At 70.4% G+C, this 12749-nt stretch carries 11 protein-coding genes; 3 read left to right on the top strand and 8 right to left on the bottom strand.

The features are described from left to right. Positions 1-45 precede the first annotated feature (45 nt). The 3 genes from M8859_RS14510 to M8859_RS14500 all read left to right on the top strand — a co-directional run bounded on the left by M8859_RS14510 (position 46) and on the right by M8859_RS14500 (position 2411). The gene (locus tag M8859_RS14510) at positions 46-750 is read left to right on the top strand and encodes an ESX secretion-associated protein EspG (RefSeq protein WP_249644345.1); all 705 of its coding nucleotides are present in this window, start codon (positions 46-48) and stop codon (positions 748-750) included. A gap of 93 nt (positions 751-843) precedes the next feature. Continuing rightward, entirely contained in the window at positions 844-1218 is a 375-nt protein-coding gene (locus M8859_RS14505; RefSeq protein ID WP_159928083.1) for a hypothetical protein, read from the top strand. Further along, positions 1215-2411, top strand: a complete 1197-nt coding sequence (locus M8859_RS14500; protein WP_249644344.1) for a hypothetical protein — start codon at positions 1215-1217, stop codon at positions 2409-2411. The genes M8859_RS14505 and M8859_RS14500 overlap by 4 nt, the downstream gene beginning before the upstream one ends. A gap of 449 nt (positions 2412-2860) precedes the next feature. On the opposite strand, the gene proB is transcribed toward M8859_RS14500, so the two are convergent. The 8 genes from proB to folC all read right to left on the bottom strand — a co-directional run bounded on the left by proB (position 2861) and on the right by folC (position 12718). Next, on the bottom strand, positions 2861-4003 hold the full coding sequence (gene proB, locus M8859_RS14495; RefSeq protein ID WP_195141003.1) for a glutamate 5-kinase: 1143 nt from the start codon (positions 4001-4003) through the stop codon (positions 2861-2863). Positions 4004-4057: 54 nt separating this feature from the next. Beyond that, positions 4058-5512: a GTPase ObgE gene (gene obgE / locus M8859_RS14490; RefSeq protein ID WP_159928077.1), complete on the bottom strand. Its 1455-nt coding sequence runs from the start codon at positions 5510-5512 to the stop codon at positions 4058-4060. Positions 5513-5633: 121 nt separating this feature from the next. Then, a complete protein-coding gene (gene rpmA / locus M8859_RS14485; RefSeq protein WP_159928075.1) occupies positions 5634-5900 on the bottom strand; it encodes a 50S ribosomal protein L27 in 267 nt (88 codons plus the stop codon). Between the two features lie 22 nt (positions 5901-5922). After that, complete coding sequence (rplU, locus tag M8859_RS14480; RefSeq protein WP_159928073.1) at positions 5923-6234, bottom strand: 50S ribosomal protein L21; 312 nt, start codon at positions 6232-6234, stop codon at positions 5923-5925. Positions 6235-6563: 329 nt separating this feature from the next. Next, the gene (locus M8859_RS14475; protein ID WP_249644343.1) at positions 6564-9779 is read right to left on the bottom strand and encodes a translation initiation factor IF-2 N-terminal domain-containing protein; all 3216 of its coding nucleotides are present in this window, start codon (positions 9777-9779) and stop codon (positions 6564-6566) included. A 469-nt stretch (positions 9780-10248) separates the two neighbouring features. Further along, complete coding sequence (ndk, locus tag M8859_RS14470) at positions 10249-10665, bottom strand: nucleoside-diphosphate kinase (RefSeq protein WP_043688631.1); 417 nt, start codon at positions 10663-10665, stop codon at positions 10249-10251. Positions 10666-10798: 133 nt separating this feature from the next. Next, complete coding sequence (locus M8859_RS14465; protein WP_159928071.1) at positions 10799-11215, bottom strand: DUF4233 domain-containing protein; 417 nt, start codon at positions 11213-11215, stop codon at positions 10799-10801. A 117-nt stretch (positions 11216-11332) separates the two neighbouring features. Further along, positions 11333-12718, bottom strand: a complete 1386-nt coding sequence (gene folC, locus M8859_RS14460) for a bifunctional tetrahydrofolate synthase/dihydrofolate synthase (protein WP_439651538.1) — start codon at positions 12716-12718, stop codon at positions 11333-11335. Positions 12719-12749: the final 31 nt, after the last annotated feature.

The raw sequence follows: 12749 nt of genomic DNA, 5'->3' as shown, positions 1-12749 counted from the left end.
AGGCTACGAACAGTATTGGTGGTTCGGTAAGGATGTGAGTCGGCCGTGGAATGGACCTTCACTCCGGACGAGTTCGCCTATATCTGGCGGGAGACCGATCTGGATCGTCACCCGTACCCGCTGCGCATCCTGGAGACTCCCCGCACCGAGGACGAGGCCGAGAAGCTGCGCATCACCCTCGCCGAGCGGTTGCCGCTCGGCTCCGACCCCGATCTATCGGCCTGCCTGCGTATTCTGGCCGCGCCGCACACCAGGATCGTGGCCATCGGCGGCACCCACCAGCCGGGCGGTGAACTGCGGCTGCTGGCCGCCGCCATCTACGACCGCGCCGTGCTCGCGGTGCAGGAACCCGGCACGAGCCCGAATTTCGGTGGCCGCGTGCATATCTCGATCGGGCACAGCTCGAAACTGGGGCGGCGGATAGCGGCGCTGCTGCCGAAGACCCCCGCGGGCCGCGAACCCGCTCGGGTCGCCACCGGCGACGCGGTGCGCGACAAGGAAACAGCGCCCGCGCGACACCAGGCGGCGCCGCGCATCCGCAAGCTGCTGCTCGAGCCGCATACCGCCGAGGGCCACATCAGAATCGAACCGCGACTGGATCGTCCGACCCCGCCCCCGCCGGTCCACTACACCTGGATCGACGTGCGGAACGACGGAAGATACCTGATCAAGGCGGGTGTCGAAGTGCGCATCGCGCCTGCCTCCTCGGAACAGATCGCGACCCAATTGCAAAAGCGCATACCGGTATAGCCCGCTCCCGCGAGCGTGACCGCCGACTATTGCTGACCCGGCGCCGGGCTTCCGGTTAGTCTGAGGCGGACCGACCGATCTCAGGGGTGAGCGATGACGATCGAGACCAGCCGAGCCGATATCGCCCGATTCATGGACGCCGCGCAGGCCGGGACCGTCCAGTTCGATCCGGCAGCGGCTCGGCAGTGCGCCGAGATGTACGACCGGCAGGCCGATCGGCTGATCCATCTACAGCAACGCCTCGAATCCGCCGCGGAACTCGGCGGTTTCGGCGGATTCGTCTCCGCGCAGCAGTTGCAGGCCGGATTCGGCCGCAAGGCGCGGGACGCGGCGGCTCTGCTCGACCACTACATCGAAGCGGCCTACCGCATGAAGGAAGCATTCCTGATCAGCGGAGGGCTGTTCGAAGAAGCCGATGCCGCGGGCGCCGCCGCCCTGCGCGCGGTTGAGGCGAGGTTGCCCCGATGAGCGGCTCCGATCCCACCTACATCAGCTCGATGGAACATTTCGAGTCGCTGCGGCACGAAGAGATCTACGCGAAGGCGCAGCAGATCGACGCCGCGCAGGTGCTACGCGCGTCGACGATCTGGATCGAGGCCGCAGGGGCGCTCACCACGTCGTTTCCACTCACTCGCGGCGGTGTGGACCGCGTGATGGACTCGGCCGAATGGAAAGGCGCCGCCGCCGACGCCGCCCAGGCATGCGCACGCAGTTTCGCGGCGTCGGCGGATGAGCTTGCCGCGGTGCTGGGCCAAGTGGGAGCCCGGCTCGGCGGGGTCGCCGCGGCCGCCGAGGCGGTGAAACTCGCGGTGGTGCCGCCCGGCGCTTCGGGACCGGTCGGCGCGATCGCGCAACTGCTGGAGGCCGCGCACGTCATCGACGCGCAGATGGCGCAGGAGGCACTGCGTCAGGAAGCCGTGCTGGCGATGAACATGGTCTACAAGCCCGCCTATTCCGCGGCGGGAACCGGCGTCCCCGCGCTGCCCGCACCGCCCGCTGTGACGGCGCCGTCCGCGCCGCAGGCGGTCCCTCCTGGCACACCGAGATACTCGACGCCCGAGCAGGCGCTGCCCAATGAGCAATGGTCGCCGGGCACAGCGCAACCCGCACCTGCCGCGCCGGAATCGCCTGACGCTTCCCACAATCCGATGCCACCCGCCCCGCCGGAGCCGGATACGCAGCAGGCCCCGACCGCGCCGACGCCGCAACCCACGCCATCGCCACAGCCCGCGCCGTCGTCACCACAGCCCGCGCCGCCGTCACTCGCACCTGAACCGGCTCCGCCGACGCAGCAGGCGCCGACCACCACACCGGCGCCGCCGAGTGCTCCCCCCGTGCCACCGAGCCCGAGCCCTTCACCCGCACCACCGAGTCCTTCACCAGCGCCGCCGAGCCCGGAGCCCGCACCACCGCCGAGTTCGTCGGCACCGGCGCCGCTCCCCGCGCCCCCGCCCGCGCCGCCCATCCCGGAGCCGGCACAACCACCGAGCCCACCCCAAACACAGCCGAGCCCGCAGCCCGCACCACCCCCTGTGCCCGGCCCTGCCGATCCCGCGGTCCCGCTGCCCGACCCAGGCGGCCAACCCGGTGTCACCGGCCCGGTGGAAGGCAATCAGGAGCAGATTCCGACCACCAACCAGCCCGGCGTCGTCCCATCCTGACGGTCCGGCAGCCGATGGGTACGAGGCCAGGTCTGATCCTCGACCTCGGAAATCGTCACAACGCGCTCGCCGATCGGCCGGTACATCAACCGACCGATACGGCATCCAAGCCGTCCCGATCCACGTCCGGCTGGACGTCGCTCAGCCGATCACACGAACGGGCAAGCCAGACCGTCGGCGAACGGATGGATCCGGTGACGTAGCAGGTATCCACCTTCCGAGCCGCCACCGCAATACGCGCGCCGCGAACCACCGAACGGGAGCGTTGCCACGGGCATCCGGTTCGCGGCGGAGGCGGCCGAACGACCGGCATCATGCTACCGACGCACCGCTCGCGCGATCGGCCACAGCGCTTCGGCGTCCCGCACCAGCCCGCGCCGAGGCGAACCGCGACCGGAGCGTGCTCATGACTCGCTCGGTGTCCCCGCTGCCGATCGGCTGGTGTGCGATCAGACCTTGACCAGGTCGTCGGCGTGGATGACGGGGCGTTGCATGGTCTCGGGAAGCTCGGCGGTGGAGCGGCCGAGCATGCCCGCCAGTTCGGTGCTGTCGTATTCGACGACGCCCCTGGCGACGACACGGCTGTCGGGGGCCACCAGATCCACCACGTCCCCGCCGTAGAAGCGCCCACGCACGCCGATGATTCCCGCCGCGAGCAGCGACCGCCGCCGGTGCGCCACCGCTTGGACCGCGCCCTCGTCGATGAGCAGCGCGCCGCGGCTGTCGGCGGCGTGCCGGACCCAGAACTTGCGGGCGGACAACCGCACCGGGCGGGCGGCGAACGCGGTGCCGACCGTGCCGGTGGTCAGCGCGGTGGCGGCCGACGAGGCGGCGGCCAGCAGGACCGGCACACCCGCATCCGCGGCCAGGCGCGCCGCCGACAACTTCGACGCCATGCCTCCGGTGCCGAGCGCGCCGCCGCTGCCCGCGATGACGCCGTCGAGGTCGGCGCTGCTGCGTACCTCCGGAATCAGCGTGGCCGCGCCCTTACGGGGGTCGCCGTCGTAGAGGCCGTCCACGTCCGACAGCAGCACCAGCGCGTCGGCGCCGATCAGGTGGGCGACCAGCGCCGCGAGCCGGTCGTTGTCGCCGAATCGGATCTCTTCCGTCGCTACCGTGTCGTTTTCGTTCACCACGGCAACAGCGCCGAGCGAACGTAAACGATCGAGGGTGCGCTGCGCGTTGCGGTGGTGCTCGCGGCGGGCGAAGTCGTCGGCGCTCAGCAGCACCTGCCCGACCGTACGGCCGTAACGGGCGAACGAGGTGCCCCAGGCATGCGCGAGCGCCAGCTGTCCGACGCTCGCCGCGGCCTGCTTGGTCGCCAGATCACGCGGACGGCTGGTCAGGCCGAGTGGCGCGATGCCGGCGCCGATCGCGCCCGAAGACACGACCACCACATCGGATCCGGCGCGCATCCGCGCCTCCACCGCGTCGGCGAGCCGATCCAGTCGCGCGGTGTCCAGGCCGCCCTTCAAGCTGGTCAGCGCCGACGAACCGATCTTCACCACGACCCGTCGCGCCGACGCGATCGCCAGACGGGCCTCGCTGAGGCCCGGCGAATCCGCTTCGGCGGTCGCCGAATTCACCCGCATCGCCACCCAACTCCCTGCGCCACAATCGAATCCACGGTAGTCAGGGCGGTCGCCCTACTCCTGCTCTTCCTGCACCAGACCGCGTCGCACCCGGGACGCGTGCTTGCGCTCAGCCGCGCTGACCCGGTCGGAATGCTCGAGCCGGATGTCGGTGCCGCGCCCGGTGGGCACCATGTCGACGCCCGCGGAGATCTGGGGCTCCCACTCGAACGTCACGTCGCCGATGGTCACCGGCGCACCCGGTTCCGCGCCCAGCTTCACCAGCTCGTCCTCGACGCCGAGGCGGGCCAGACGGTCGGCCAGGTAGCCGACGGCCTCGTCGTTGTCGAACTGGGTCTGGCGCACCCAGCGCTCCGGCCGGGTGCCGCGCACGATGAAACCGCCCGGCTCCTCCGGGTCGGCGATCACACTGAATCCGGTTTCATCCACCGCGATCGGACGGATGACCGGCCGCTTGGGCGCGGCCTTCGGATGATCCTCGCGGTACTGGCGCACCAGGTCGGCGAGGGCGAAAGTCAAGGGACGCAGACCCGCCCGGCTCACCGCGGAGATCTCGAACACCGGCCAGCCGCGTTCGGTGAACTCCGGGGTCACCATTTCCGCGAGTTCGGCCGCGTCGGGCACGTCGATCTTGTTCAGGATCACCACGCGCGGCCGGTCGGCGAGGTCGCCGAGGCCGGCGTCCGCGCTCAGCGCGGGCTTGTACGCGGCCAGTTCGGCTTCGAGCGCGTCGACGTCGGACACCGGGTCGCGGCCCGGCTCCAGCGTCGCGCAGTCCACCACGTGGGCGAGCACCGCGCACCGCTCGAGATGCCGCAGGAAGTCCAGCCCCAGTCCCCGGCCCTCACTCGCGCCCGGGATCAAACCGGGCACGTCGGCGACGGTGAAGGTGGTGTCACCGCTGGCGACGACGCCGAGGTTGGGCACCAGCGTGGTGAACGGGTAGTCGGCGATCTTCGGCTTGGCCGCCGACAGCACCGAGACCAGTGAGGACTTGCCCGCCGACGGGAAGCCGACGAGCCCGACGTCGGCTACGGATTTCAGCTCCAGCACCAGGTCGAGCTCTTCGCCGTCCTCGCCGAGCAGCGCGAAACCCGGAGCCTTGCGGGCCTTCGAAGCCAGCGCGGCATTGCCGAGACCGCCGCGGCCGCCGCGGGCGACGATGAAGCGGTTGCCCGCACCGACCAGGTCGACGAGCACCTTGCCGTCGTCGTCGAGCACCACGGTGCCGTCCGGCACCTTCAGCATCAGATCGGCGCCCTGTTTGCCGTCGCGGTTGCCGCCCTCGCCCGGCTTGCCGTTGCCTGCCTTGGCGTGCGGGTGGAAGTGGAAGTCCAAGAGGGTGTGCACGTTGGGGTCGACCTCGAGGATGACGTCTCCGCCGTTGCCACCGTTGCCGCCGTCGGGCCCGCCGAGCGGCTTGAACTTCTCACGGTGCACCGAGGCGCAACCGTGGCCGCCTTTACCCGCACGCACATGTAGTACGACACGGTCGATGAACTTGGACATACGCCGAATCATCCTCCTTCGGGACTGGTCGTACTCGGGGCAGTTCGTTCTCGAACACGAAAAACGGGCCAGGGTTTCGAGACCCTGACCCGCTCGCTGTAGTCCGGAAGTGGTTCGGCGGTCAGGCCTGAACCGGCTCCGGGGCCACGATGTTGACGGTCTTGCGTCCACGCTTGGTGCCGAACGTCACCGCGCCCGCCGCCAGGGCGAACAGAGTGTCGTCACCGCCACGGCCGACGTTCACGCCGGGGTGGAAGTGGGTGCCACGCTGACGCACCAGGATCTCGCCGGCCTTGACCGTCTGGCCGCCGAAGCGCTTGACGCCGAGTCGCTGGGCGTTGGAATCGCGCCCGTTCCGGGAGCTGGACGCACCCTTCTTGTGTGCCATAGCTGGTTCTCCTCGGGATGTCTTACTTGATGCCGGTGACCTTCAGGACCGTCAGCGGCTGACGGTGACCCTGGCGCTTGTGGTAGCCGGTCTTGTTCTTGAACTTGTGGATGCGGATCTTCGGGCCCTTGGTCTGCTCGACCACCTCGGCGGCCACGGAGACCTCGGCCAGCTTCGCGGCGTCGGTGGTCAGCTCGGCGCCATCGACGACGAGGACCGGGGCCAGCGCCACGGCGGTGCCCGGCGCACCCTCGATCTTCTCCACCTTCACCAGGTCACCGACCGCGACCTTGTACTGCTTTCCGCCGGTCTTGACGATCGCGTACGTTGCCATCGGTCGGCTGCCCTTCTTCCTGTAGTGCTCGGCACTTGCTCACGCGGCGACTCCTCCGGTCTGATTCCACCGGAAACCGCCACACGACTGGTCTGGTAATCGCCACCGCCTCGGCGCCTGGTGGCTCTCGGTATCGAACTGTCGAGAACCGGGCCACGAAGACAAAACATGTTGTCACCGGGCAGCGACTGTCCAAGATTACAGGACGGCTACCGCGACGACCAAACCGGCGTCCACGCTGCCACCGCGCCATGCCGTCGGTTCGCTGCCGGGACGCACGTGGCCCCCACCGGATGGACCGGCGGGGGCCACGTGAGGTGAGCTACAACTCAGTTCGACGCGTCCGGCGCGCCTGCCGGGCGGCCGACCGCACGCCTGCGCGGCCGGTTGCGCTGCGGCAGTTCGGCCGGTGCCGGCTGGGAGTAGTCGACCGCGGGCGCGGGCGTCTGCTCCCCGGTGGGTAGCACGAACACCGCCCCCGAACTGTCCGCGGCAGGCGCGGCAGCCGAACGGGCCACCCGTCGGCGACGAGCCGGACGGACCGACGCTTCTGCGGCAGCACCGTTGGCGGCAGCACCGTTCTCGCCCCTCGGGACCGGCTCGGCAGCCGAGACGGGTCGAGCGACCGGCTCGGCCGCGGCGACCGGCTCCGGTTCGGCGATGGCGGCAGGCTCGGCGACCGGCGCGGACTCGACCTTCTCGACTTCCTCGATGACCTCGACCACTTCGGCGGGCTCGGTCTCCGGCTCCTCGGCGGGCACCGCCACCGCGGCCTCGACGACCTCCGTGACCACTTGCTCGTCGGCGACCGCGGTTCCGGTCGGCTCCGCGGCGGCCTCGGACTGTTCCGGCTCCTGCTCGCCCTCATCGGAGTGGTGCGCGGCCATGGCCAGCGCCACCGGATGCGCCCGTTTGACGGCCGCTTCCTCCTCGGGTTGCTCGGCTGCCGGACCCGAGCCGTTCGCCGGCTGGGGAGCCTGCGCGGCCGCGCCCTTGTCCCGGCCACGGCGCCTGCGCGAACCGCTCTCCCGGGTGCGCGCCGCGGCCTCCTCACCGGAGCCGGGCTCCACCGGGTAGGCGTGCACAAGGATGCCGCGACCGTGGCAGTGCTCGCAGGTGGTCGAGAACGCCTCGACCAGTCCGGTGCCCAGCTTCTTGCGGGTCATCTGGACCAAGCCCAGCGAGGTGACCTCGGACACCTGGTGGCGGGTGCGGTCCCGGCCCAGCGCCTCGGTCAGGCGGCGCAGCACCAGGTCGCGGTTGGACTCGAGCACCATGTCGATGAAGTCGACGACGATCATGCCGCCGATGTCGCGCAGCCGCATCTGGCGCACGATCTCCTCGGCCGCCTCCAGATTGTTCCTGGTGACCGTCTCCTCCAAGTTGCTGCCGCCGGAGCCGGTGAACTTTCCGGTGTTGACGTCGATCACCGTCATGGCCTCGGTGCGGTCGATCACCAGGGTGCCGCCCGAGGGCAGCCACACCTTGCGATCCAGCGCCTTGGCCAGCTGCTCGTCGATCCGATAGGTCTCGAACACGTCGACACCGTTGTTCTCGTGTCGGGAGACCCGGGCGAGCAGGTCCGGCGCGACCGTGCCGATGTACTTCTCGACCGTGCTCCAGGCGCGGTCACCCTCGATGACCAGCTTGGAGAAGTCCTCGTTGAACAAGTCTCGGATGACCTTGACCAGGAGATCGGGCTCCTCGTACAGCGTCTTGGGCCCGTTGTTGTCCTTGCCCGTCTGCTGCTGGATCGTGCGCCAGGTCTTCTGCAGCCGCTCCACGTCGCGGGCCAGTTCCGTCTCGCTGACGCCTTCGGAGGCGGTGCGGATGATCACACCGGCGTCGGCGGGCACGATGTCGCGCAGGATCTCCTTCAGACGCTTGCGCTCGGTGTCCGGCAGCTTGCGGCTGATCCCGGTGGAGGTACCGCCCGGCACGTACACCAGGAAGCGCCCGGCCAGGCTGATCTGGGTGGTCAGGCGGGCGCCCTTGTGACCGACCGGGTCCTTGCTCACCTGGACCAGCACCTGGTCGCCCGGCTTGAGCGCCTGCTCGATCTTGCGCTCCCTGCCGCCGAGCCCGGCGGCCTCCCAGTTGACCTCGCCCGCGTAGAGCACACCGTTGCGGCCGCGGCCGATATCGACGAACGCCGCCTCCATGCTGGGCAGCACGTTCTGCACCTTGCCCAGGTAGACGTTGCCGACCATGGACGCGGAGCCGGTGCTCGTGACGAAGTGCTCGACCAGGATGTTGTCTTCGAGCACGGCCACCTGCGTGGCGGTGGGGTGATCCGGGAAAGACTTCTCGCGCACGACCATCACGCGGTCGACGGCTTCGCGGCGGGCCAGGAACTCCGACTCGGTCAGAATCGGCGGGCGGCGGCGGCCGGCCTCGCGTCCGTCGCGACGGCGCTGCCGCTTGGCCTCCAGCCGGGTGGAGCCGGTGATGCCCTGGACCTCGTCGACCGCGACACGGCTGCGGCTCTTGTTGCGCGGCTCGCGCTCGTGCACGACCGTGTTCGGCGGGTCGTCGTCGGAGGACTCGCTCTCCCCGGCCTCGCCCGCGACCTTGCGGCGGCGACGACGACGGCGGCGACGGCTGGAGCCTTCCGGCGCCTCGTCCTCGTCCTCGCCCTCGGCGGACTCGGAAGACTCGGAAGACTCCGCCGACTCCGAAGCCTCCGCGGACTCCACCGTCTCGGCGGTCTCGGGAGCCGACTCGTCGTCGTTCTCGTCGTCGGCTTCGTTTTCCTCGTCGCCGTCGGTTTCGGACTGCTGCTCGCCCCGGCCACGGCCACGCCCGCGGCGCCCACGACGCCTGCGACGCGGCTGACCTTCGGCGTCACCCTGCTGGTCGGCGGCCTCGCGCTCGTCCTCGGCGACCTCGGTCTCGTCCTCGGCGGGCTCGGGCGCCGGTTCTTCGGTGCGCCGGGTATCGCGCTCGGCGCGACGCTGTCTGCGCGCTGCCTCGGCGGCCGTGGCGTCCGGGGGCAGGAACAGCGGCGCCTGCACGACGGCGGCGGACTCGAACACCGCCGGGGCCACCGGCTCCGGCTCGGGCCGCACCGGGTGGGTGAACAGCTGCGTGGGCTGAGCTGCCGCGTCACCGGTCGGCGCCTGCGTGGCGCTCGGCACGTCCGGCGCGGAGAAGAGGACGCCCGCCCCGGTGAAGGGCGTGTCGGTCCGCGTTTCTCGCGCTGGTTGCGGCTGTTCGGCCGCCGATGGGGCGGCCGTCGCCCGCGTGGCGGCGTCTTCCCCTGGTTCGGCGGTCCGCGCCGGTGCGGGGGCATCCGCCTGCCCGGGGCTCGGCTGTTCGGCCGCGGCATCCGCCTCGACCGTCACCAAGGCGTCGCGCACCGATTCCGCGACGGCTCGGTCGACGTTGGACTGGGCGCTGCGCGCGTCGGCCCCCATCTCGGTGAGCTTGGCCAGGATGCGCTTGCTCGTTACTCCCAGCAGCTTGGCGAGTGCGTGAACTCGGATTCGCTCCGGCAATTGTTCGGCATCCTGTGATGTTGTTTCCAGCGGCTCTTGATCGGCCACGAAGTCTCCTCGGACCCCCGGGCGCGTCCCTCCCTGCGGGAGTGACGCGGCCGACGCGGGGGCACTGTCCGTTCGACTCACACCCGGTGGGCGCGAGGTCAAGTGGTCTCGCCCCGCGTGCCCGGTTATTTCCTCGGTTGTTCGTCGTTCGGGCTAACTGGTCACGCGGCGCCTGGCTGTATGGCTGAACTCCGCGGATCGAGCGCTCATCCAGCGTGCCTAGCGGACAGGCGACCCTGTGACCAGGCCGTTTGTCCACAGCAGCGATGATCGGCATCGAACCGTGGTGTCATCCGGCTGCGCTCGTCACGTCTCGTTCGCGCACCTGCACGAACAGTCTGCGTCGATAGCAGCCGATGCCAGTATCCCACACCGCGCGCCGGGCGTTCGCCATCGGCGCTCCACTCGGTCCGGCCCGCGGCGCGAACGCGCACGTCGCAGCAGCGCGGGCACGACCATCGAGGCTCGGTCAGGCGGGCCGCTCGGGGAACCAGAGCGCGATCTCACGCTTGGCCGATTCGGGCGAATCGGACCCGTGGACCAGGTTCTCCTGCGTCTCGAGAGCGAAGTCTCCGCGAATGCTGCCAGGCACGGCTTTCTCGACCGGATCGGTGCCGCCCGCGATCTGGCGGAACGCGGCGATCGCGCGCGGGCCCTCCAGGATGGCCGCGACAACCGGGCCCGAGGTGATGAATTCGATCAAGGACCCGAAGAACGGCTTCTCGGCGTGCTCGGCGTAGTGGCCCTCGGCCAGTTCCTCGGACACGTGCTTCAGCTCGAGGGCGACGATCTTCAGGCCCTTACGCTCGATGCGTGCCAGCACCTCGCCGACAAGGCCACGGGCCACACCGTCCGGCTTGATGAGTACCAACGTCTGCTCAGTCACGGCGCACAGCCTATCCGGCACGCTTCCGGGCGCGACAGCAGCGGTAGGGCTGCTCGGCGGCGGTGTCCGTTCCGTGGCCCGGACTGGCCGCCGACGACAGCCCCGTCGGCCGGTCGCCACCGCATCGAGCGGGCTACCGACGCTGGATGCGCTGGCTGGGCAGCAGGCCTTTCTCCATCCGGCTGCGCACATCGGCACGCAGCACCAGGATGAAGCCCCAGACCACCCCGAAGATCACGCCGATGACGCCGATGGACAGGTGGATGAACGCACCCAGCAGGACGAACACCTGTAACCCGAGGTTGAACGGCAGCGCCCAGGACCGCCGCTGCACCCCGGCTCCGAGGACCATCACCACCGCCAGCGCCACGAGGTAGGTGCCCGAGACCCAGGTCACCCCGCCGCCGACGTCGGCGACCACCGGCAGCGCGAGCAGCACCACGATCGCCTCGAGCACCAAGGTCCCCGCCATCACGCCGCGGAAACCTCTCCACGGGTCCGTCGCGGGGGCGGGTACCGACTGCTCGCCCTGGTCGGCCGGATCGCTCATGCTGTGCCCTCCTCGGCGTTCGCCGGGCCGCTGTGGCGCCTGACGCTCATGCTGTGACGTTCGGGACGGACGCGGGCCCGCCGTGGGTGGGCGGACTGCCGGCCGAGGGCTGGACGCTCATGCCGGGTCCTTCCCGAACAGCGCGCGAGCCGCGCCTGCCGTGACCACCGACCCGGTGATCACCACGCCCGCGCCCGACACCGTCTCCCCCGGTTCGCCCACCTCTTCGGCGATCGCGATCGCGGTCTCCAGCGCGTCGGGCAGCGTGGCGGCGGTGACCACCCGCTCGTCGCCGAATCGCTGTACCGCGAGGTCGGTCAAGGTCTCCACGTCCAGCGCGCGCGGCGAGCCGTTGCTGGTGACGACGATCTCGTCGAACACCGGCTCCAGCGCGGTCAGGATGCCGGCGGCGTCCTTGTCGCCGAGCACCGCGACCACGCCGACCAGCTTGCGGAAGTCGAACTCCTCGGTCAGCGTCGCGGCCAGCGCCCGCGCGCCCGCGGGGTTGTGCGCGGCGTCGATGAAGATGGTCGGCGCGCTGCGCATACGCTCGAGCCGTCCGGGACTGGTCACGCTCGCGAAACCGGCGCGCACGGCGTCGATGTCGAGCCTGCGCTGCGCGCCCGCGCCGAAGAACGCCTCCACCGCCGCCAGCGCGAGCACCGCGTTGCGCGCTTGGTGCTCGCCGTGCAGCGGCAGGAAGATCTCGTCGTACACCCCGCCGAGACCCTGCAACTCGAGTTGCTGCCCGCCGACCGCGATCTGCCGGGCGAGCACGCGGAACTCGGAGCCCTCGCGCGCCACCGCGGCGTCCACTTCGACGGCGCGGCGCAGCAGCACCTCCATCGCCTCCGGTTCCTGCTGCGCGATCACGGCGACGTTGTCGCGCGGCACCAGGCTTTCCGGGGCGCGCTTGATGATCCCGGCCTTCTCGCCCGCGATCGAGGCCAGGTCCGGACCGAGGTAGTCGGTGTGGTCCAGGCCGATCGGCGTGATCACCGCGACCTGCCCGTCGACGACGTTGGTGGCGTCCCAGGTGCCGCCCAAACCCGTCTCGACGACCGCGACATCGATCGGCGCCTCGGCGAAGGCGGCGAAGGCCATGCCGGTGAGCACCTCGAATTTGCTCATGGCGGGCCCGCCCGCGGACTGCGACTGCTTGTCGATCATTTCGACGTAGGGCAGCAGTTCGCGGTAGATCTCCACGTACCGGCCGGGGGTGATCGGCGCGTTGTCGATGCTGATCCGCTCGGAGGCCAGTTGCAGGTGGGGACTGGTGATCCGGCCGGTGCGCCGGTGCAGCGCGGTGAGCAGCGCGTCGATCATCCTGGTCACCGAGGTCTTGCCGTTGGTGCCCGCGATGTGGATGGCCGGGTAGTTCTGCTGCGGCGAGCCGAGCAGGTCCATCAACGTCGCGATCCTGGCGAGCGAGGGCTCGATCTTGGTTTCCGGCCAGCGCCGGTCGAGTTCCGCCTCGACCAGCGCCATCTCGGCCAGCTCCACCGGGGAGGGCCCGGAACCGAGCCGCGCCCCG

The sequence above is a fragment of the Nocardia sputi genome (assembly GCF_023501985.1).
The sequence above is the reverse complement of the archived record's forward strand: the minus strand, read 5'-3'. Positions and strand labels throughout refer to the sequence as shown.

Coding starts and splice junctions, on each gene's coding strand:
- rpmA (WP_159928075.1), bottom strand. CDS start 5,900: ATGGCACACAAGAAGGGTGCGTCCAGCTCCCGGAACGGGCGCGATTCC.
- M8859_RS14505 (WP_159928083.1), top strand. CDS start 844: ATGACGATCGAGACCAGCCGAGCCGATATCGCCCGATTCATGGACGCC.
- proB (WP_195141003.1), bottom strand. CDS start 4,003: ATGCGGGTGAATTCGGCGACCGCCGAAGCGGATTCGCCGGGCCTCAGC.
- obgE (WP_159928077.1), bottom strand. CDS start 5,512: ATGTCCAAGTTCATCGACCGTGTCGTACTACATGTGCGTGCGGGTAAA.
- M8859_RS14500 (WP_249644344.1), top strand. CDS start 1,215: ATGAGCGGCTCCGATCCCACCTACATCAGCTCGATGGAACATTTCGAG.
- rplU (WP_159928073.1), bottom strand. CDS start 6,234: ATGGCAACGTACGCGATCGTCAAGACCGGCGGAAAGCAGTACAAGGTC.
- M8859_RS14465 (WP_159928071.1), bottom strand. CDS start 11,215: ATGAGCGATCCGGCCGACCAGGGCGAGCAGTCGGTACCCGCCCCCGCG.